The organism is Vibrio wakamikoensis, from assembly GCF_050337275.1.
Lineage (GTDB): Bacteria > Pseudomonadota > Gammaproteobacteria > Enterobacterales > Vibrionaceae > Vibrio > Vibrio chaetopteri.
In genome coordinates, this window is record NZ_JAKJST010000023.1 from 1 (window position 1) to 19,691 (window position 19,691).

At 47.0% G+C, this 19,691-nt stretch carries 18 protein-coding genes; 3 read left to right on the forward strand and 15 right to left on the reverse strand.

Annotated features, from left to right (window positions below):
* On the reverse strand, positions 1–209 hold a 209-nt coding region (locus tag L4C42_RS13800; RefSeq protein WP_429760881.1), incomplete at its 3' end, for a transposase domain-containing protein.
* 140 nt (positions 210–349) lie between these two features.
* The gene (locus tag L4C42_RS13805; protein WP_353498301.1) at positions 350–787 is read right to left on the reverse strand and encodes a YcgN family cysteine cluster protein; all 438 of its coding nucleotides are present in this window, start codon (positions 785–787) and stop codon (positions 350–352) included.
* 137 nt (positions 788–924) lie between these two features.
* On the opposite strand from L4C42_RS13805, the gene L4C42_RS13810 reads away from it, so the two are divergent.
* Both L4C42_RS13810 and aqpZ read left to right on the forward strand, forming a co-directional pair.
* Positions 925–1,173: a YkgJ family cysteine cluster protein gene (locus tag L4C42_RS13810; RefSeq protein WP_353498670.1), complete on the forward strand. Its 249-nt coding sequence runs from the start codon at positions 925–927 to the stop codon at positions 1,171–1,173.
* Positions 1,174–1,257: 84 nt separating this feature from the next.
* Positions 1,258–1,971 (forward strand): aquaporin Z, encoded by a 714-nt coding sequence (gene aqpZ / locus L4C42_RS13815; protein ID WP_353498300.1) that lies wholly within the window; start codon positions 1,258–1,260, stop codon positions 1,969–1,971.
* A 121-nt stretch (positions 1,972–2,092) separates the two neighbouring features.
* Here aqpZ and recR read toward each other — a convergent pair whose 3' ends face one another.
* The 6 genes from recR to L4C42_RS13845 form a co-directional block, all read right to left on the reverse strand.
* Positions 2,093–2,692, reverse strand: a complete 600-nt coding sequence (recR, locus tag L4C42_RS13820) for a recombination mediator RecR (RefSeq protein WP_353498299.1) — start codon at positions 2,690–2,692, stop codon at positions 2,093–2,095.
* 23 nt (positions 2,693–2,715) lie between these two features.
* Positions 2,716–3,045, reverse strand: coding sequence for a YbaB/EbfC family nucleoid-associated protein (locus L4C42_RS13825; protein ID WP_042474318.1), 330 nt, complete (start codon positions 3,043–3,045; stop codon positions 2,716–2,718).
* A 119-nt stretch (positions 3,046–3,164) separates the two neighbouring features.
* Positions 3,165–5,399 (reverse strand): DNA polymerase III subunit gamma/tau, encoded by a 2,235-nt coding sequence (dnaX, locus tag L4C42_RS13830; RefSeq protein ID WP_429760884.1) that lies wholly within the window; start codon positions 5,397–5,399, stop codon positions 3,165–3,167.
* Between the two features lie 12 nt (positions 5,400–5,411).
* Positions 5,412–5,957 carry an adenine phosphoribosyltransferase gene (gene apt / locus L4C42_RS13835; RefSeq protein ID WP_042499230.1) on the reverse strand — a complete coding sequence of 182 codons (546 nt, stop codon included), beginning with the start codon at positions 5,955–5,957 and terminating at the stop codon, positions 5,412–5,414.
* Between the two features lie 158 nt (positions 5,958–6,115).
* A complete protein-coding gene (locus L4C42_RS13840; protein ID WP_353498297.1) occupies positions 6,116–6,490 on the reverse strand; it encodes a YbaN family protein in 375 nt (124 codons plus the stop codon).
* A gap of 334 nt (positions 6,491–6,824) precedes the next feature.
* Positions 6,825–7,919, reverse strand: coding sequence for a response regulator (locus tag L4C42_RS13845; protein WP_353498296.1), 1,095 nt, complete (start codon positions 7,917–7,919; stop codon positions 6,825–6,827).
* Positions 7,920–8,274: 355 nt separating this feature from the next.
* Between L4C42_RS13845 and L4C42_RS13850 the strand changes: the two genes are divergently transcribed.
* Positions 8,275–9,150, forward strand: coding sequence for a LysR family transcriptional regulator (locus tag L4C42_RS13850; protein ID WP_353498295.1), 876 nt, complete (start codon positions 8,275–8,277; stop codon positions 9,148–9,150).
* 82 nt (positions 9,151–9,232) lie between these two features.
* Here L4C42_RS13850 and purF read toward each other — a convergent pair whose 3' ends face one another.
* The 7 genes from purF to L4C42_RS13885 form a co-directional block, all read right to left on the reverse strand.
* On the reverse strand, positions 9,233–10,747 hold the full coding sequence (purF, locus tag L4C42_RS13855; RefSeq protein WP_353498294.1) for an amidophosphoribosyltransferase: 1,515 nt from the start codon (positions 10,745–10,747) through the stop codon (positions 9,233–9,235).
* Between the two features lie 36 nt (positions 10,748–10,783).
* Positions 10,784–11,272, reverse strand: a complete 489-nt coding sequence (locus tag L4C42_RS13860; protein ID WP_353498293.1) for a CvpA family protein — start codon at positions 11,270–11,272, stop codon at positions 10,784–10,786.
* Positions 11,273–11,333: 61 nt separating this feature from the next.
* On the reverse strand, positions 11,334–11,876 hold the full coding sequence (locus L4C42_RS13865) for an SPOR domain-containing protein (protein ID WP_353498292.1): 543 nt from the start codon (positions 11,874–11,876) through the stop codon (positions 11,334–11,336).
* 20 nt (positions 11,877–11,896) lie between these two features.
* Positions 11,897–13,171 (reverse strand): bifunctional tetrahydrofolate synthase/dihydrofolate synthase, encoded by a 1,275-nt coding sequence (gene folC, locus L4C42_RS13870; RefSeq protein ID WP_353498291.1) that lies wholly within the window; start codon positions 13,169–13,171, stop codon positions 11,897–11,899.
* A 42-nt stretch (positions 13,172–13,213) separates the two neighbouring features.
* The gene (gene accD, locus L4C42_RS13875) at positions 13,214–14,140 is read right to left on the reverse strand and encodes an acetyl-CoA carboxylase, carboxyltransferase subunit beta (protein ID WP_353498290.1); all 927 of its coding nucleotides are present in this window, start codon (positions 14,138–14,140) and stop codon (positions 13,214–13,216) included.
* Positions 14,141–14,315: 175 nt separating this feature from the next.
* On the reverse strand, positions 14,316–15,119 hold the full coding sequence (truA, locus tag L4C42_RS13880) for a tRNA pseudouridine(38-40) synthase TruA (RefSeq protein WP_353498289.1): 804 nt from the start codon (positions 15,117–15,119) through the stop codon (positions 14,316–14,318).
* Between the two features lie 222 nt (positions 15,120–15,341).
* Positions 15,342–19,631, reverse strand: a complete 4,290-nt coding sequence (locus L4C42_RS13885; RefSeq protein ID WP_353498288.1) for a FimV/HubP family polar landmark protein — start codon at positions 19,629–19,631, stop codon at positions 15,342–15,344.
* Positions 19,632–19,691 lie beyond the last annotated feature (60 nt).

The following is a 19,691-nucleotide window of genomic DNA, read 5'->3' on the forward strand; positions in this document are numbered from 1 at the left end:
CTCTTCTCCATGGACAAATGGCGATACAGAGACATCCCAACAACACTCCAAACCATCATTTCCATTGGTAACCTTCGTCTGCGAATAGTCGTAATTCCTGTATCTTCCAAACACTGGGAAATGAGTTCTGGAGAAAGCAGATCAGATAAACCCGAAAGTTGCTCTGCAGAGAATTGATGAACTTGGTTAAGAGCCTGTCTTAAAAACATAAAAAAAATCCGAGTGCATTGAATACACTCGGATTTTGACACTTTGAATGGATCGTTCAACCGATCATTTAGTTGTTAACTGATCGGCATTAGGCTGTCTCAGCCTGCTTTTTTATTGGATGAAGCCTTACCGCCTGTAATTAGCGTGAAGGGTGATTGAGGATGTGGTCTTCCCAATCAACAACATCAATTTCATACACGACTTTGTTGCGAACACTTTCGCCTGCTGCGTGCATCGCTGACTTGGAGCCAGTAATTAGAGGATGCCACTCTGGGATCGATTTACCTTCTGAAAGCAAACGGTAAGAGCAAGTTTCTGGTAACCAATTGAACTCGCTAATTTTATCGCGTGTTAGCTTCAAGCACTCTTCGCCTGATTCAAAACGATTCGGGTAGTCTTTGCACGAGCACGTTTTGCTGTTGAGCCAACTGCAAGCTACGTTGGTGTAGTAGACTTCATCGCTATCTTCATCCATGAGTTTATGCAGGCAACATTTACCGCAACCGTCACATAGAGATTCCCATTGTGATTCGCTCATTTCTTCAAGTGGCGTGGTTTCCCAAAACGCATTGCTCATTCGTGTTACCCTTTTCATCATTGGAGGCGTTTTATACCTCTAGAGGCTAAAAACTGCAAGCATTGATGCATGATTCACATATGTACAATTCTAGCGCATCTGGTAAACTCGCCGCCTTCATTATCGAGGGTGTTAAGATGGATTGTCGATTAGGCTGCGGTGCGTGTTGTATCGCCCCAAGTATTTCTTCTGCTATTCCAGGCATGCCAAAAGGCAAGCCAAGCGGCGAGCGCTGCGTTCAACTTGATGACAACAACCTTTGCAAACTGTTTGGAAAACCCGAGCGCCCTAAAGTTTGTCTGAGTTTCAAAGCTTGTCCAGACGTCTGTGGTGACAGTGATCGTGCCGCTATGGACAATATCTTTGAGCTCGAAAGGCTCACATAACCGTTTTTATCCGTTGTTTTAAAGCTAATTTCCATCCGAGATTCGCGATTTTCACCAAATAGACTATTGTCAGATAAACCTCCCATGCACAAGGTATCTGAAATGAACAAGTATTTGGCAGAGTTGTTTGGCACATTTTGGTTAGTACTTGGCGGCTGTGGCAGTGCAGTATTAGCTGCAGCCTTCCCCGATGTTGGTATTGGCTTACTCGGCGTATCCTTCGCCTTCGGTTTAACCGTCTTAACCATGGCCTTTGCCATCGGACACATTTCTGGTTGCCACCTAAATCCCGCAGTGAGTATTGGTTTATGGGCTGGCGGGCGTTTCGAAACGAAAGAGCTAGTGCCGTACATCGTGGCTCAAGTTATTGGTGGCGTTTTGGCTGGCGGCGTGCTTTATGTTATCGCTTCCGGGCAAGCCGGCTTTGATGCGGTAAGCTCAGGTTTTGCTTCCAATGGCTATGGCGCACACTCTCCAGGACAATACTCTCTCACCTCAGCACTGGTCACCGAAGTAGTGATGACAGCCATGTTCCTGCTGGTCATTATGGGGGCGACCGACAGTAGAGCACCACAAGGTTTCGCTCCGATTGCCATTGGTCTTTGTTTAACCCTTATCCACCTCATTAGTATTCCGGTCACCAATACCTCTGTTAACCCAGCAAGAAGTACCGGTGTTGCGCTGTATGTTGGGGATTGGGCAGTTGCCCAGCTTTGGCTATTTTGGGTCGCGCCTATCATAGGGGCCATCATAGGTGCCTGGATCTATCGCTCACTTATCAGTAATAACAGTGAATAGACCGGCATACAGAATCAACAACAGATTAAGGTTACCTAGATAACCGATACAGAAAAGGCGCGATAATTCGCGCCTTTTTATATAGAGTCGTTTGCACAATTGCTTAGATCTTTTGAATTGCTTAGATCTTTTGTCGTCCCATAAGAGAGTGCGACAGGGTTGTGCCATCAACAAGTTCAAGCTCACCACCTACCGGAACGCCATGAGCGATGCGGCTAGCTGACACTTGGTGTTCATGACAAAGCTCTGCAATGTAGTGTGCAGTGGCTTCACCTTCTACTGTCGGGTTAGTTGCAAGAATCACTTCTCCAATATCACCCTGTCGTAAACGGTAATCCAATACATCTAATCCAATATCGCTTGGTCCAATACCGTCTAATGGCGACAAGTGCCCCATCAGAACAAAGTAACGACCAGAAAACTGTCCGGTTGCTTCCACTGCTGCGATATCCGCAGGGCTTTCTACAACACACATTTGACCATTTTCTTTGCGTTTTGGGTTACTGCAAATATGGCAAACTTCTTCTTCAGTAAAGGTTCTACATTGCTGGCAGTGACCGATTTCAGTCATGGCACTTGAGAGTGCGTCCGCCAACTGTAAGCCACCTTTTCGGTCACGCTGTAACAAATGAAAGGCCATGCGTTGTGCAGACTTGGGACCAACCCCAGGTAAGCATCGCAAGGCCTCCATCAAATGCTCCAGCATATGGCTAGTTCGCATTAATTACGTCTCTAATCTTCCAATTAGAACGGCATTTTCATGCCAGGTGGAAGTTGCATACCACCCGTTACTGACGCCATTTTTTCCTTTTGAGTTTCCTCAACACGACGAGCTGCGTCGTTGAATGCTGCTGCAATCAAGTCTTCTAGCATCTCTTTGTCGTCTTCCATTAGACTTTCGTCAATTTCAACACGACGTGTGCTGTGGCTACCAGTGATAGTCACCTTAACAAGGCCAGCACCAGACTCGCCAGTTACTTCCATGTTCGCGATTTCTTCTTGAAGCTTTTGCATGCGGTCTTGCATTTGCTGGGCTTGCTTCATCAGGTTGCCCATACCACCTTTACCAAACATAGGTTTCTCTCGGTTTATTCATGTTTCAATTAATAACATGGGGTCTCATTCATCAAATGCAACCCCTGCTCACCGACAATCCCTGTACCCATTGAGTACAAATCACGTCGCCAAGCGACTTATAACGGTCGAATGCTTTCTTCGTCCAGCTGCGCGGAAAAACGCGTCAACATGAACTGCACATTGGGATCCGTTTGTAGGCTTTGCGCTGCATCCGAGAGTTTTTGCTGATACAAATTCTCACGAAGCTCAAGCGGCGTTATGCCTTGCTCAGAGATCTCAATGGACAAATGACACTCTTGTTGTAGTAAGACATTTAACCCAGCAAGTAGTTCGGATTGGTTTTTATCCGAGTTCAAGTGCGCGTGGGTGGGTCTTAATCCAAGCTGAATCGAAGTACCATCGATAGCGTAAACTGAGTTGAGTGCGAGTTGCTGAACTAACTTACCTACTTCCAGCTTCTCAATCATCTCCGCCCACTTATCTTGGACAGCAGCCTCTTCGGTCAAACGCTTTGCCATCTCAGGCGTTTTCTCGTGCTCAAGTGCTTTCTTTAGCGTCGACGGTTTAATCGTCGGCTCACTCTTTTGCAAAGTTGCATTATTCGAAGGTCGCCACTGATAGGGCTCACTCGAAGTCGGTTGTTGCACTTGTGGCGCTGCGACATCTGACACCGGAGCCGAGCTTTGGACACGACCCTGAGTACGCATTGCAACTCGCTCTAGTACGGAGCTTGGTTCAGATGACGCTTTAGGCTTTTTTGCAGGAGTCGCTCCTGAGCTTTGCGGATTCTGCCCACCAGCCTGTCTACGAGAGCGAAGCTGATGACGTAGACCACCTGCAGCAGGACGAGCACTGGTATTTTGCGAACCACCACTTGGTGCTGGCGCGCTTGCTGATTGCCCTTGCGGTGGTACTGGCTGATTCTGCGAGGGATGAGCCACAGGCGATGATTGCTGTGGATACCCTTGCGGTGCACTTGGCGGCTGAGAAGAACTCATTTGCGAGGTATCAATGTACGGCTCAGGCCCTTCATCATACTGAGGAATAGAACCCGCATACTGTGGCGCGCTTTGAGTATGTGACATTGGTGGTGTCGACATGGTTTCTACCGGTGCAGTCTGAGGTGGCGCCAGATTGACATTCGTAGCAGGTTGCACAGATTGTGGCTGCATTGGTTGTGACGGCACGTGTTTTGAAGACACTGCTTTTGAAGATTCTTCTTTTGAAGACAAGGTCGCTGCGGTTATTTCACTCGCTTGCAATTCAGTCACGGGTCTAAAGGCCAGCATTCTTAGCAAGGTCATTTCCACCGCAACACGCTGCGACGGTGAGAATGGCAGATCTTGGCGGCCTTTAAGGGCAATCTGGTAGTAAAGCTGCACATCTGTGGCAGGCAACACTGTCGCAAGATGACGAACTTTGTCTCCGTCAGCGACTTCTCCATCCACACTGGTTGGTAGTGCTTGAGCCATAGCGATACGATGCAGCTGTGTCGCTAACTCAGAAAGCAGAATGTCCCAATCAACGCCGTTGTCGGCTAGAACTGATAACGTCGCCATCACTTGCTGTGCATCGCCTGTGACAATTGAGTCAAGCAGTTGCAGAGCTTGTGCGGTGTCCAAAGTGCCGAGCATTTGGCTCACCACTTCTGTAGTAACATGGCCATTACCAAGCGCAATGGCTTGATCGGTCAGACTCAACGCATCACGCATACTGCCATCAGCGGCATGAGCAAGCAGCGACAAGGCTCTGTGCTCCTGCTCAACTTGTTCATGGCTCAGCACATGCTCTAGCTGTTGGTGAATGTTATCAACGGTAATCGGCTTTAGATGGAACTGCAGACAGCGTGACAAAATGGTCATCGGCAGTTTCTGAGGATCCGTCGTCGCCAGAAGGAACTTCACGTACTCTGGTGGCTCTTCAAGCGTTTTCAAAAGCGCGTTAAAGCTATGACGAGACAGCATATGCACTTCGTCAATTAAGTAAACCTTGAAACGGGAGCGTGCTGGCTTGTACTGAACGTTGTCCAGTAATTCACGAGTATCTTCTACCTTAGTGCGAGATGCGGCATCGATTTCTAATAAATCAACGCTGCGACCTTCATCGATCTCTTTACAGCTCGAACATTCACCACAAGGCGTTGCCGTAATGCCAGTTTCACAGTTCAAACCTTTGGCAAACAAACGACCAATCGTCGTCTTACCCACACCACGCGTGCCGCTAAACAGGTAAGCGTGATGAAGTCGGTTCTGGTCTAGCGCATTCTCAAGAGCAGTCAGGACATGAGTCTGTCCTACTACTTCAGAAAACTTCTTTGGTCGCCATTTTCTGGCTAACGCGAGATAACTCATGAGGCGTCCTAATTAGTGGCCTTCAAATTCACACAGACTGTATACGTCGATACCCAGCGCTTCAAGACGTTTGTCACCACCAATTTCTGGTAAGTTGATAACAAAAGCAGCGTGTGCAACTTCACCACCTAATTGGCGAATAAGTTTTGTTGTTGCTTCGATTGTGCCGCCGGTTGCCAGTAGATCGTCTACCATCAACACTTTGTCACCTTCAACAATAGCATCTGTATGAATTTCTAGTGTGTCCATGCCGTACTCTAGCTCATATGACTGCGCCACAGTTTCGCGAGGCAATTTACCTGGCTTGCGAACAGGAACAAAACCTAACCCTAGTTCAAGTGCTAGTGGCGCACCAAACAGAAAGCCGCGAGCTTCTGTACCAACAATTTTAGTAAAGCCTTGGTCTTTGTACTTCTCTACCAATAGCTCAATTGTCGCTTTGTAGGCTGCTGCATCTTCCATCAGACTGGTTACATCACGGAACAGGATCCCTGGTTTTGGGTAATCTGGAATACTTTTGATGCTTGCTTTAATAAGGGAAATTTTGTCGATAGTCATAGTATTGATCTCTGGAAAGGTCTTTGGGTGCCTGTCGTTCAGAGTACGGGTCTTGGCATGTCACCGCCGAAAAATGGCAACAACAAGCTAGATACGTTCATTCTGTAAGGTATTAAGTAAAACGCCCACATTTAAAGTGGGCACACAACCTTCTAATGTTAGTGATTTTCGTGGTGTTCAGCAACGGGCGGTTTCACAGGAATCCGCAAAAAGAAGACAAAAGTGACCACAAACACCGTCAACAGCATAAGTTTTAACCAAAGCGGTTTAACGACAAAGATAGATATTGAGAAGCTAGCAACAATAAGCATTGCACCTCGGCGCTTAACAGTTTTCGTTACGCAGCGATCTTGTTCCCAATCGGTGATGATAGGGCCTAATTTGGGATGCGATTGCAGCCATTGATGGAAGGCAGGACTACCACGAAAAAAACACGCACTAGCCAAAAGGAGAAAGGGGGTCGTTGGCAATAGAGGAAGGGCTATTCCAACCACACCCAAAACTACAGAAATAGTACCCACTGTGTTCCACATTAAGCGCTTTACAGTGGTCAAATTTTTTATGGTCAAAAACCTGCGTATCCGTTCATTACTCTGATCCAAGTCAGAGTAGCGGGAAGTGTTGGGATTAGCAATGCGGCGATAAAGCCTAGAAAGTAAAAAATGTTGTAAGGTTCTTTGAATTCTTGATCTGACATGACTCTTGCTCTTAGATTGGGCTAAAATTCAGCTCTTGAACTGGGCTAAAACGTGTACGAAAAAGGGAGGCAATTGCCTCCCGAAGCGTTAACATTTTTACTATAACTCAATTACAACCCGTCAAAAACCGAGTAATTGTAGGGGTATTGTTGCCCCTTAAAACGAGCGATTACACCATCAAACCAATATCCCAACTAAAGCTGCTGGATCCAACTCGACTCATCGTCAACTTACCCGATTCTTGAAGCGCGAGATCTTTGGTCATGAAATTACTCAAGCAATTATCGCCCAATCGTCGCCCTCCTGCGATGTTAAACTGTGCCTGGCCGTTATCCCATCGACAACCTAGACCCGCTGGCAATATAGACACCGAGCCTTCAGCAAGATCGATGGTGCCAAACAAGGCTTCTACAGTACTGGCTCCTCTGGCGCATGCCATGCCTTTTTCTAAATTACGTGCCAAACCTTTCAAATCAATGGAGTTATGCTGTAAGCGACGTACATAATCATCAAACAAAGTCCGAACCAGCAAGGTACTTGCCACGCCTCCTTGGTCGGCGGAATCGGCATCGACTAAATAGAAAGCGAGCTGCCCACTCATCAACCAACTGTAATCAAACACCAATGGCAAACTGGTCGTGGACTGCAGCAAGCGATAGCTACTACGCCAAGCTCCCAGCGATGAGTCTTTCTCCGGAAGCAGCGCTGTAAGTAACTCTCTTGCTGCATTTGGATTTTGCTGTAAGTAATCCAAGTGCCAATGAAGCTCTTGTTCCTGCTGCTCACTATCACTGCCATCCTCGTCCAACCGGAACCAACGGCTGACAAAGTCGGATTGCTCGGCAGTACTTGAGCTCTCTTCTAGTACAACCTCTATAGCTTCAGCGAGATAGCGATAATCGCTGAGCGGTTTGGTTAGAAAATCTTTCACTCCCATTCTCAGCGCTTTGGCTACATCGCCCATATCCCCTGTAGCGGAAATCACGATCACTGGCAGTGACGGATACTCCACTCTCACCTCTTCGGTGAACTCCATGCCTGTCAAAAGCGGCATAGCTAAGTCGCAAAGAACAAGATCAGGCTGAACCTCACCTAGCATTTTGAGGGCTTCGAGGCCATCTCCAGCCTCAACAACTTGGTGACCAATCGCTTCCAGGAACTTTCTGGTTACACTTCTAAATACTGGGTCATCGTCAACGACCATCACCCTAGCACTGTGTTGCTGCTCGATAGCCACAGCAACTTGACTGTCAGTTTTAGACATAAGACTACGCCTCACAAATTCCATTGAGCGTGTAATTGTTATTATTTTTGGTTTACATCAAACGTCGTATCGTAAGGAAACGCTACAATGATGCAATTCATTGACTATTGAAAACAGGACATACTCCGTTCCTGAGTACTTTAACTGTAGGCAGAAATCCACTTTTATACAAATGCCCCCAATTGTGGCATTATCTTGTGTTCTCGGTTTTGCTATAAAAGTGTCCAATTCGCTGATTTCCCCGTACTTAATATCTAAATACGCGAAATTTCTTGAGAGGGTCTGACTGAAAACCCGGTGGCTTTTCCAAGTTTTGGACTATATTAAAAACCAATAATTACAAATAGTTGAATATATGAAACTCGATGATCTAAATCTGTTCCGACTTGTTGTGGAAAATGGGAGTTATACAGCAACTTCTCGTAAGACCATGATACCTGTTGCAACAATCACTCGACGCATTCAGGCACTAGAGGATTCGTTGAACCTTCGCTTGCTCAATCGTCATGCGCGAAAACTGTCACTGACTGAAGCGGGCGAACGCTTTTACAATGAGTGCTCACCTTTACTGCAACGACTAACCTCTGCGTCAGAAGAAATTGCCGACGAGTGTAAAGGGGCATCGGGTAAACTGAAGATTTCCTCACCATCGAACCTCACTAAGCGTTTGATGATGCCTATGTTCAATGACTTTATGGCTCAGTACCCAGACATCAGCCTTGATTTGACCATGAGCAATCACGCAGATCAACTTGACCCGACTGAGTGGGATGTCATTTTCCGCGTTGGACCGCAGCGCGACTCTAGCCTCATCGCTCGCAAACTCAGCACAGTCAAAGATGTCTTAATCGCAACGCCTGAGTACTTAGCCAAATATGGCGAGCCTAAGCACGCTGAAGAGCTCTCATCTCATCGACTACTCAAAGGTGCACCACTGATTAAATGGCAACTTAAGAACGTCAGTGGCGAGTCCATCATCAACAATACTAAAGCTCGATTTGAAGCTAACAGCCTCAATGTAGTGCGTCGTGCCTGCTCCGCTGGACTGGGTATTACCTTGATGCCAGATGTGATGATTCAAGAGCACATCGACAACGGTGATTTGGTGCGAATTTTGCCAGAGTGGAGCTCCAACCCGCGTGACATCTACATGCTCTACAACCACAAAGATCATTTACCCGAAAAAGTGCGTTTGTTTATCGATTTCGTCATCGATTACTCTCTTCACTAAGTTTCTAGACCATAATCGCTAGACAATAAAAAACCAGAGCCAAGGCTCTGGTTTTTTTGTGCTTCTTTTAGATAAGAGCGTCTTAGATGCCTTCGTTATGAAGCTCTAAGTTAGCTAAATCTTGCTGAATATCGCGCTGGACTTTTGTATCATCGTTACGCAATGAGTCAACGTAATCCAAGTACGACTGATCGATATCACCCGTCACGTATTCACCATTAAATACTGAGGCTTCGAACTGCTTAACATCTGGGTTACCTAGGCCTACCGCTTCCAAAAGATCTGGAACCGTTTGGTAGATTAGCGCATCGGCACCTATTTGCTTACAGATTGCATCATTATCACGGCCGTGAGCAATAAGCTCATTAGCACTTGGCATATCGATACCGTATACGTTCGGGAAACGAACTTCTGGCGCAGCCGAGACCATGTACACTTTGTTAGCACCAGAGTCACGAGCCATCTCAATGATCTGTTCTGATGTTGTGCCACGAACGATAGAATCATCGACTAACAGTACGTTCTTACCTTTAAACTCAGAACGGATAGCATTGAGTTTACGGCGCACTGATTTCTTACGCTGCTGTTGACCAGGCATGATGAAGGTACGACCGACGTAGCGGTTCTTAACGAAGCCTTGACGGTATGGTTTATCAATCGCTTGAGCGATTTGCAGTGCGATATCGCATGAAGTCTCAGGGATTGGGATAACAACATCGATATCAAGGTCAGCAAACTCATCTTTGATGCGCTCACCAAGCTTCTTACCCATTTCAACGCGCGCGCTGTATACCGAGATTTTATCGATAAATGAATCCGGACGAGCAAAGTAAACAAACTCAAAGATACATGGGTTTAGTTTAGGATTGTCTGCACATTGACGGGTGAATAGCTCACCATCAAATGTGGCGTAAATCGCTTCACCTGGCGCAACGTCACGGACAAAATCAAAGCCTACTGCATCCAGAGCAACCGACTCAGACGCGACCATGTATTCGGTTTTACCTTCAACTTCACGCTTACCTAAACATAGAGGACGGATACCGTTTGGATCGCGGAATGCAATCATACCGTGACCGATGATCATCGCCGCAACCGCATAAGCACCTTTAATGGCACGGTGAACATTAGTCACTGCGCGGAAAACGTCATCCGACGTCACGTTGCCTTTTACGGTATCAATTTCGTGAGCAAGAACGTTAAGCAGAACTTCAGAGTCCGATGTCGTGTTTACGTGACGACGGTCTTTTTCGAACAACTTTTCACGAACTTCGTGTGCGTTGGTGAGGTTACCGTTGTGTGCCAGGGTAATACCAAACGGAGAGTTTACGTAGAACGGTTGTGCTTCAGAAGCGCTAGAGCTACCAGCGGTAGGGTAACGAACATGTCCAATACCTACGTTACCTTGAAGGCGCTGCATGTGCTTCGCTTCAAAAACGTCTTTAACTAGACCATTCGCCTTACGCAGACGAAAACGATTGCTTTCTATGGTAACAATACCAGCGGCATCTTGGCCACGATGCTGTAAAACGGTCAAAGCGTCATAGATAGACTGATTCACAGGCGTTGAGCCAACGATTCCAACAATACCACACATGTCCTAATCCTCGATTTGCGACATTAGCTGACGCCGCTAAGCGCCAGACAAGAAACTAGAAGTTGCTTCGATGTGTTCAAAAAACGGCTCAATGACCAATTTAAAGTGTGGAACCAGTTCTGAGGTTTCCCACCACTCGCTGTTATTCAGCGTGGTAAAGGTATCAACAAAGAACAGTACCGCTGAGACGATAAGCACACCGCGCAAACCGCCAAATACGATACCAAGTACTCTGTCTGTACCCGAGAGTCCCGTTTTCTGAACCAACTGCCCTATGACATAGTTAATGAGAGCTCCGACAATCAAGGTCGCAACAAACAAGGCAGCGATAGCGGCGCCATTACGAAACATGTCGTCTTCGATATTAGAAAAGTACACCGCTAATTTTGCGTAGTACTGACTGGCGATAAAAAACGCGCCAAACCATATCAAAAGCGACATTGCCTCTTTGGCAAAACCGCGAACTAAACTGATCAAGGCCGATAGCCCAATCACACCCAAAATGACAAAATCTAACCAATTCATGAATTCTTCATCTCAAGTTGGCGCGCATTTTAACAGAAAAATGAGCGACGCAAACGTTTTCTTATGGATTTAGTGGCTTAAATTTGAGCAGTTGACCTCTAGAGCCGGTAATTTCCTCTAATTCAATCAACTGCTTCTCTAATTTACTTTTTGAAACATCTGGACCGATAATCACGCGAGTAAAGGCCTCTTCTTGCTTCACGTGAGCTTGATAACCGCGCTTCTGCAGATCTTTCACAAGTGCCGCAGCATTATCGGCATTTTTCAGTGCCATCAGCTGAATAATCCAAGCACTATCAGCGTAATCGTTACGCTCTGGTACCTCTTGCGCTGACACATTGACAATATCCGCTTCAGGCTCTTGAATGATCTCTTCGCCGACAGTAGCCTGTACAGGCGCTTCTGGAAGTACCGAAATGTCCTCTTCTGGCTCCAACACTTCAAACGATTCCACGTCAGCGTTAATTTCTGGCTTAAGTGGAATGCTGGCAAATTCTTCTTTGTAGTGAAGCTTCTTACCGTCAAGCAGGTCTGGCAGGATAATCACCCCGACTGCCACCAGTACGATGGTGCCCACTAAGCGGCTTTGGAATTTACTCGCCATGATTTCTCCTAGATTCGATTTTACTCTGCGGTTTTACCGCCGCAGTGCTCCAACACCTCACCAACCGTATGGAATGAACCCACGACCAAAATCAGATCGTCTTGTTTCGCATCTGATTTCGCCGCTTCAAATGCCGCCACAGGCGAATCATAGCGAGTCAGAGTTTGGTTGGAATCAAGATGAGCACATAGCTCGTCCGCAGATGCAGCTCTTGGACCACTCAATGATGCAGGATACCAATGCTCTGTCAGAGGATTCAAAACTCGGATAGTTTCGGCGATATCTTTATCATGCAACATACCCATCACCACTTTAAATCGAGTGTTGGGATACAAGCGATTAAGCTGAGTGACTAAATACTCTGCTGAGTGAGGGTTGTGCGCGACATCGAGAATGGTGGTTGGCGTGCCTGCGATTACCTGCATTCGTCCGGCCAGACGAGCGTCTTTAAGACCGTTAACAATGTTTAGGTCGGTAATGTCCAAATTGGCAGCACCCAGCGCCATCAGCGCTGTGTTGGCATTCATCAGCGGAAGAACTGGCATAGGTAAATCTTCTAGCGCGAAGGTGCCGTGGTGCCAGCTCCAAGTCGTGTCTGAGGTTTGCTTATAGTCGAACTGAATACCCGTTTGATAGAACTCTGCACCAATGTCATCGGCATGAGCAGGTACTGTTGCAGGCGGTTTCGGCTGACCACAAATAGCCGGCTTTCCGGAACGATAAATGCCCGCTTTTTCAAAACCGATAACGTTGATGTCATCACCCAGCCAGTCGACGTGATCCACTGCAAGGCTGGTAATCACCGACACATCATGATCAACCACGTTCGTCGCATCCAGCCTACCGCCTAGACCAACTTCAAGCAGCACAACTTCCACCTTGTGCTGTTGGAACTGCTTAAGAGCCGCTAATGTCGCGTACTCGAAAAAGCTCAGGCTGACATCACCACGCAGCTTTTCGATATAGTCGAAAGCTTGGGTGTGTGACTCGTCAGGCAGTTCTTGGCCGTTGATACGTACACGTTCATTGTAACGAATTAGGTGGGGAGAACTGTAGACACCAACAGAGTAGCCCGCATCTAATAAGATGGCTTCCATTAATGCACAAGTCGACCCCTTGCCATTGGTACCGGCAACGGTGATAACGGTTGGGGCTGGTTTGGTAAGTTGACCTTTTTGTGCCACGACGGACACTCGGTCTAGGCCAAGATCAATGGCACTGGTATGAATACTGGTTAAGTAATCAAGCCACATCTGTAGTGTCGATGTGGCTTGTGGAATGGATTGTGAACTCATTTAGCCGTCAATATCTTAACGTTTGATAACTTAGTGAGTACTTTACCCTTTTTCGTCCGCTTCTGGTACTTCATATGCAGGTTCTTGTGGAGAATCTTCCACAGAAACCACAAGCGGTGACGCTTGGTTAGTCATTTTCGCAAGCAGACTACCTACGCGCTGACGCATTTCACGGCGATCAACAATCATATCAATCGCACCATGCTCAAGTAGGAACTCACTGCGTTGGAAGCCTTCAGGAAGGTCTTCACGTACTGTCTGCTCGATAACACGACGGCCAGCAAAACCGATAAGCGCTTTTGGCTCACCGATATTGATGTCACCCAGCATAGCAAGACTTGCTGAAACGCCGCCCATGGTTGGGTCAGTCATTACAGAAACAAATGGAAGCCCTTTTTTAGACAGACGCTCAAGTGCAGCACTGGTTTTTGCCATCTGCATTAGCGACATTAGCGCTTCTTGCATACGTGCGCCGCCACTTGCTGAGAAACAAACAAGACCGCAATTGTTTTCCATTGCAGCTTCGACTGCGCGTACAAAGCGAGCACCAACAACAGAGCCCATTGAGCCACCCATAAATGAGAACTCAAATGCACACGCTACCACTGGCTGACCAAGCAATTCACCTTGCATAACAACCAAGGCATCTTTCTCACCACTGTTTTTCTGTGCTGCAGAAAGGCGCTCTTTGTAACGCTTTGAATCTTTGAACTTAAGCTTGTCTTGAGGCTCAAACTCAGTCGCGAGTTCAACACGGTTACCTTCGTCTAAGAACGTTTCTAGACGACGACGTGCTTTCATTCGCATGTGGTGATTACACTTAGGGCAAACCTCAAGGTTACGCTCTAGTTCTGCGTGATAAAGTACTTGCTCACATGATGTACATTTAGTCCAGATACCTTCTGGGATAGATGCTTTGCGCGAGCTAACGATGTTGCTTTTTTCTAAAATCTTTTCAAGCCAACTCATGGAAGACCTTTTCTCTTGTTACCCCCGCCAAAATGGCGAAAGTGTGAAATTCTAATTAATGCCGTGGGATTAAACCATATTACAGCCAAACTGTAGATAAAAAACTGGTTGTACCTATCCTTGTGACCAAGCCATAACTCCTGATCACGGTAACTTTTCACTGTTTGGAGCCTAGTTACCAACCAGAGTTCAAATCATTCGGCAAAAATAGCGGACCAATTGGCATTTCTGGGAGCTGGTACTCATCTGGATAATCGACGTCGACCAAATACAGACCGTCAGCTTTCGCCGTAGCGCCAGCCAATTTGCGATCTTTTTGCGCCAGTAACCACTCTATCCACTCAGGTGGCTGCTCACCTCTACCGACCACAATCAAGCTACCGGTAATGTTTCGCACCATATGATGAACAAAGGCGTTCGCTTTAATATCAATCACCACGTAAGGCCCGTGGCGAGTCACGTTTAAGTGCATGATATTGCGCCAAGGGCTACGAGATTGACACTGCACTGCACGAAAGGACGTGAAATCATTTTCACCAAGTAGGTACTGCCCTGCTTGATGCATTTTTTCTACATCCAAGTTGCCATGATAATGACTGATACCAGAAGATAAAATTCCAGGACGTAAATCGTGATTGAAGATCACATAACGATAGCGACGAGCGGTTGCAGAAAAGCGCGCATGGAACGCTTCTGGAACTTCTTTTGCCCAGCGCACCGCTATGTCTTTGGGTAGGTTTGCATTAACGCCCATCGTCCAAGCAACAGGCTTACGTATCGCAGATGTCTCAAAGTGCACCACTTGCCCTGTACCGTGTACACCGGCGTCAGTACGCCCTGCACACTGAACCTCGATCGGTTCGTTGGCAACAATAGATAGCGCCTTTTCCAGTTTTTCTTGAACACTGGTAACTTCGCGCTGTCTTTGCCAGCCAAAGTATTTTTCACCGTTATATTCAATACCTAATGCAACTTTCATAGTTAACTCTGCATCTGTGATTTGTCAAAGGGGGCAAAGTATATACGCAACTCTACTTGGTATAAAGCCACAGCCTGTGAAAGCTCGGTCATTAATTACTAGTCATCGACGAAAGGTCATAACCAAAACCTGACCTAATGGCGACACTCAGTTTTTGAATATCGTCGAATCTAGGTTTACCCAAAAAAGAAAAACGGTGGCAAGCCACCGTTTTTTTGGATTTTACTGATGCTCAGAGAGCTTACTAAGTAACCGTTTCGCCTCTTGCTCAACTTGTCCTGAGCCTTCTAGCAAGACTTTTTCGAGTAGCTTTACCGCGCCTTCGAAATCATTCATCTCAATGTAGATTTTCGCCATATCAAGATTACCTGCAGCCTCAGAATCTGAGTCTACATCGACCTCAGAAATCGGTCCAATGACATCTGGGAATTCATCTAACCCAACATCGAGCTTAAGTTCTTCCTCTTCTTGCTCAGACGTCTCTCCGTCATCGACTTGAGCCATGAGCTCATCAATCGTCATAAATTGCTTTTCTTGAGCATCAAAATCAGCGACAGGATCTTGTGAAGACCAATCTTCATCGGACGCTTTCGCAAGAGCTCCTACATCGTTGCCACTCCAAATCGCTTGCTCTTCATCTGGAATGTCATGGTTAATGGCAGCTCTCTGCTCATCGGTAAGGGTAAAGCCATTCCAGTCTTCACCAGCCTCAGACCCTGCTGTCTCTTGCAACATGGCATCGATATCAAGACCAGCGCTGTCCGCTGTCGTTTGATCCACAGGTGAGATGTTTGAGAATGTCGCCCCTTCACTGTCTTGCAAAAGTTCGTCGAGATTGCCTTCTTGTTCAATCGCTGACATATCGACCATGCTAAACGCATCTGCAAGTGCATCAATTTCCGAATGATCTAGCGTTTCACCCACCATTTCTGGTGCAGACGCCAAAGGTTGATCCTCTGGTTCGAGATCCACAGCTGCTTGTTGCTCATCATATTCTGGGAGTGATTCAAGCGAGAAATCATCCTCAAAGTCATGATTATCCGCTTGCTGCACATCCGGGCTCTCAGCTGTCAGAGGCTCACTTTCATCCATATCAAGCAAGGCGTCTTGCTCTGTAAATTCTGGGAACTCAAAATCATCAAATGCGTCTTGTTTGGATGCTAATGATGGCTCACTAACTGGGTTTTCTGCTACTTGCTGTTCTGCTTCTGCCTGTTCTGGCACTTGTAGGTCGGCGACTTCATCACTAGCAACATCTCCGAGCTCATGGTCATCACTCTCAGCAGCATTCTCAACCAAACTGTCGGCATCTAGTTCTGCGACAGGTTCAGAGAATGAGTCCGTCTCAAGCTCACTCGCAGCATCACTTTGTGGTTCTTGTTCTGTAAAGGAGTCTAGTGGCTCAGACGCAGGTTCTGGCAATACCTCTTCTTTGCTGAGATTGGCATCAGCAAACGCGTCATCTTCGCTATACTCTGGCAGCTCATCGTCACTGAAAGCCAATTCTGCATCAGAAGAGTCTTCAGGCACTGGCTCATCATCTGAGTCACCCTCTGCATCGGCAAACGCTTGTTCTTCGCCGTATTCACTTTGCAGGGCATTAGCGAGGAAATCTGCATCGTCCTCTTGCGCCGTGTTAGCAAGCGGATCTTGTTGAGGCTCTTCCTCCACCCAATCATCATCTTGAGGTAACCCAAATTCATTGGCTACCAATGCGTCCAGTTCTTTTCGAGACTGCTCACTGTCATCTTCATGGTGAGAAAGGTTGCTACCGCTCTCAATTTCTGGTGCAAAGTCAAAGTCCGTATCAGAAGCAACCTGAGGAGTGAGCTCTGGCGATTCAACGGCTTCTGGCTCTGCACTATCATCGGCTATTGAGCTAACGTTTGAATCTTGTGACGATACTTCAAAAGCATCATCAGTTTCCGATGTTTCAAGTTGCTCAAACGATTCGTGATCGGTTGAAGTTGACTCAGAGGCTATAGACTCTTGAGCTAAAGAGTCGTCTGCTTGATGGGAGATTTGTTGCGCTAGAGTGCTCTCTACTTCCTCATCAAACACGTCCGATTCAGTATTAGCGTCAAAAGCTTCTTCAGTACGCTCATCTGCTGACAAGTCGGCTCTAGGCGGATCGACATCGGCAGCGTCAACCATTGGCTCATCACCTTGATGAAGCTCAGCCTCGGCGACTGACGCCTCAGTGAGATCAAGCTCATTGGCACCAAGCTGCTCATCTTCCAATGACAGTGACTCTGTAGTGCCTTCATCATCCAACTCTGCTGCTAACTCGACGTCATCACTCAATGAGTCTTGTGGTAGCTGCTCAGAGCTTGGGTCTTGGTGGGACATAGGCTCTGGCACGTTGGCAGCAAACAACGCATCCATTTCTTCATCGCTAATGTCTGATCCAAGTAGATCATCAGAGCCAAATGGATCCAGGTCGAAGTCATCTTCAACAGTGTCATCTTTAGCATCTGATAGGCTGCTCTCAAATAGCACTTCATCTAATAACTCAGTGCTATTCTCATCCAGCTCCGTTTCTTCATCAGCAAGAAGCTGCACATCCTCATCTTCATCTACCGACGCAGACTCTTCTGACAGTACTTCATCAAGAGTTAAGTCTGAGTCATCCAGATCCGAGAGCTCAAAGTCACCGGTAAGCATGTCGTCAAGCAAGTCGACATCGCCATTATCTAACTCACCCTGAGGCTCAGGCACAGCGTCAGGAGTCGCATCAATTTGCGAGAACTGAGCAAAGAGATCGTCAATATCGTCGTTATCTACACTCTCCGACAAGTTATCTGAAGATTGAGGCTCGTCATCGGCGTCACTTTCCTCTGCAATGATTTGTTCCAGAGACGCCAATGGAGAGTCGGCGGAAAGATCATCCAAATCGATATCGCCTTCATCGAGGTCAAAGTCGTCGCCAGCGAGCAGTTCGTCCATTTGCGCTTGGTTTAACGCGCTGTCTTCCTCCAGAAGCTCTTCAGCATCAACCTGTGCGTTACTTTCTTGCTCGGTATCACCTTGAGTATCTAAGCTAAAGTCTGCAAACAGGCTATCTAAGTCATCTTGTGAAACGACATTATTGCTGTCGTCTCCATCTTCGTCAGAAAGGTTGAAATCCAACTCTTCATCATCACTTGGCACTGCAACGTCGTTGAGCGCACGTTCCATTTCCTCGAGGCCCAGCGCTTTCTCACCATCTTTAACACTGATGCCGTTGTTGCTAGTATCAAGGTCGACTACGCCAATATCGAGCTCTCCATCGTCATCAATGCTGGCAAATGGGTCATCTTCATCATCTAGATTGAAATCAAAATCCGCCTCATCAAGGTCGGCGAACACATCATTCTCATCATTTTCTTGGCTTACATCACTCTCTTCAGCTTCATCATCCAAGCCTGCTAATAGGTCATCGGAGAACAGCTCATCATCGTCGTCACTGGCAACCGCAGCAGTGGCGACTCCCGCACCAGCACCTGCTGCTGCGGCCATAGCCGGTTTATCCGAGCTTTCAGTTTGAGCCTCATTAAGCTGCGCAGTTGGCTCATCATTTCGACGTTTACGAGAGCGTAATATTGCCATCACCAAAAGGCCAAGAAGCAGCGCTGGTACAAATGCTAGCAGAGCAACAAACCACGGTTTAGAGAGCCAAACATCGAGCTGGCTTGGCGCCAATCGAGCCATTTCAGCCTGTTTACGCTTTTCTTCACTAAGCTGACGTTCGACTTCAGTACGGATACGCTCTTCGTTATCCACTTCCGTTTTTAGTTCTTCCACTTCGTGTTGAACTTCAGAAAGCATCAACCTCAGTTGGTGATTTCGCTCTTCTAAAGACAAAAGTTCGCTTTCCGAGCGACTAAGTTCTTCTCGTAACGCTTCAGTTACATCAGGCGCTTTCGGAACATCCGGCGCTTTGGTAATCACTTCCGATTCGGCTTTAGGTGTTGCTTCAACTGGCTTAACTGGCTCGGGTTTTGCTGCAGTTGGCGTTGTGACTGCTTCTGGCTTGACTTGAAGCTTTTGTGGCTCAGGTTTCGGCTGCATGGGCGCTCGTGGAGACGCAACGACAGATGCAGGTTGGTTTAGTTTGGCCTGATGCGCAGCTAGAACCGCTAGCGCTTCTTGCAGATCAACACGATTTATCAACGCACTAGATGGGATACGAAGTTCACTGCCTGGCGACAACTGATGAATATTACCCTTTTCGAATTGGCCTGGGTTTAGTTCATAGAATGCATAAATGGTTTGCTGAACACTGGCACCAGATGGCTTAAAACGTGAAGCAATCGACCACAAGGTTTCATTTTGGGCAGTAGGACCATAGTAGCGCGCAGGTGCACCGCTTTCTTGATTGGCAAGTTGACGAACAGGTTGCGAATATTGCGGAGTCGAGATGACCTCACCGTTAGGCCCGGTTAATCGAATAGTATCAGCGCTGATAGATAAAGAAGTTGTCGCTCCTGCTAGTGCTAACGTCACTAACAAAGGCTTTAAAATTTGATGCATGGAAGGCTCAGCTGTCTGCGATATAAATTACAAAAATTATCTCGTTACTATATCGGATAT

Bases quoted from the DNA above. Each gene is read 5' to 3' on its own strand.
- L4C42_RS13805 (WP_353498301.1), bottom strand. From the start codon at position 787: ATGAGCAATGCGTTTTGGGAAACCACGCCACTTGAAGAAATGAGCGAA.
- L4C42_RS13810 (WP_353498670.1), top strand. From the start codon at position 925: ATGGATTGTCGATTAGGCTGCGGTGCGTGTTGTATCGCCCCAAGTATT.
- aqpZ (WP_353498300.1), top strand. From the start codon at position 1,258: ATGCACAAGGTATCTGAAATGAACAAGTATTTGGCAGAGTTGTTTGGC.
- recR (WP_353498299.1), bottom strand. From the start codon at position 2,692: ATGCGAACTAGCCATATGCTGGAGCATTTGATGGAGGCCTTGCGATGC.
- L4C42_RS13825 (WP_042474318.1), bottom strand. From the start codon at position 3,045: ATGTTTGGTAAAGGTGGTATGGGCAACCTGATGAAGCAAGCCCAGCAA.
- dnaX (WP_429760884.1), bottom strand. From the start codon at position 5,399: ATGAGTTATCTCGCGTTAGCCAGAAAATGGCGACCAAAGAAGTTTTCT.
- apt (WP_042499230.1), bottom strand. From the start codon at position 5,957: ATGACTATCGACAAAATTTCCCTTATTAAAGCAAGCATCAAAAGTATT.
- L4C42_RS13840 (WP_353498297.1), bottom strand. From the start codon at position 6,490: ATGTGGAACACAGTGGGTACTATTTCTGTAGTTTTGGGTGTGGTTGGA.
- L4C42_RS13845 (WP_353498296.1), bottom strand. From the start codon at position 7,919: ATGTCTAAAACTGACAGTCAAGTTGCTGTGGCTATCGAGCAGCAACAC.
- L4C42_RS13850 (WP_353498295.1), top strand. From the start codon at position 8,275: ATGAAACTCGATGATCTAAATCTGTTCCGACTTGTTGTGGAAAATGGG.
- purF (WP_353498294.1), bottom strand. From the start codon at position 10,747: ATGTGTGGTATTGTTGGAATCGTTGGCTCAACGCCTGTGAATCAGTCT.
- L4C42_RS13860 (WP_353498293.1), bottom strand. From the start codon at position 11,272: ATGAATTGGTTAGATTTTGTCATTTTGGGTGTGATTGGGCTATCGGCC.
- L4C42_RS13865 (WP_353498292.1), bottom strand. From the start codon at position 11,876: ATGGCGAGTAAATTCCAAAGCCGCTTAGTGGGCACCATCGTACTGGTG.
- folC (WP_353498291.1), bottom strand. From the start codon at position 13,171: ATGAGTTCACAATCCATTCCACAAGCCACATCGACACTACAGATGTGG.
- accD (WP_353498290.1), bottom strand. From the start codon at position 14,140: ATGAGTTGGCTTGAAAAGATTTTAGAAAAAAGCAACATCGTTAGCTCG.
- truA (WP_353498289.1), bottom strand. From the start codon at position 15,119: ATGAAAGTTGCATTAGGTATTGAATATAACGGTGAAAAATACTTTGGC.
- L4C42_RS13885 (WP_353498288.1), bottom strand. From the start codon at position 19,631: ATGCATCAAATTTTAAAGCCTTTGTTAGTGACGTTAGCACTAGCAGGA.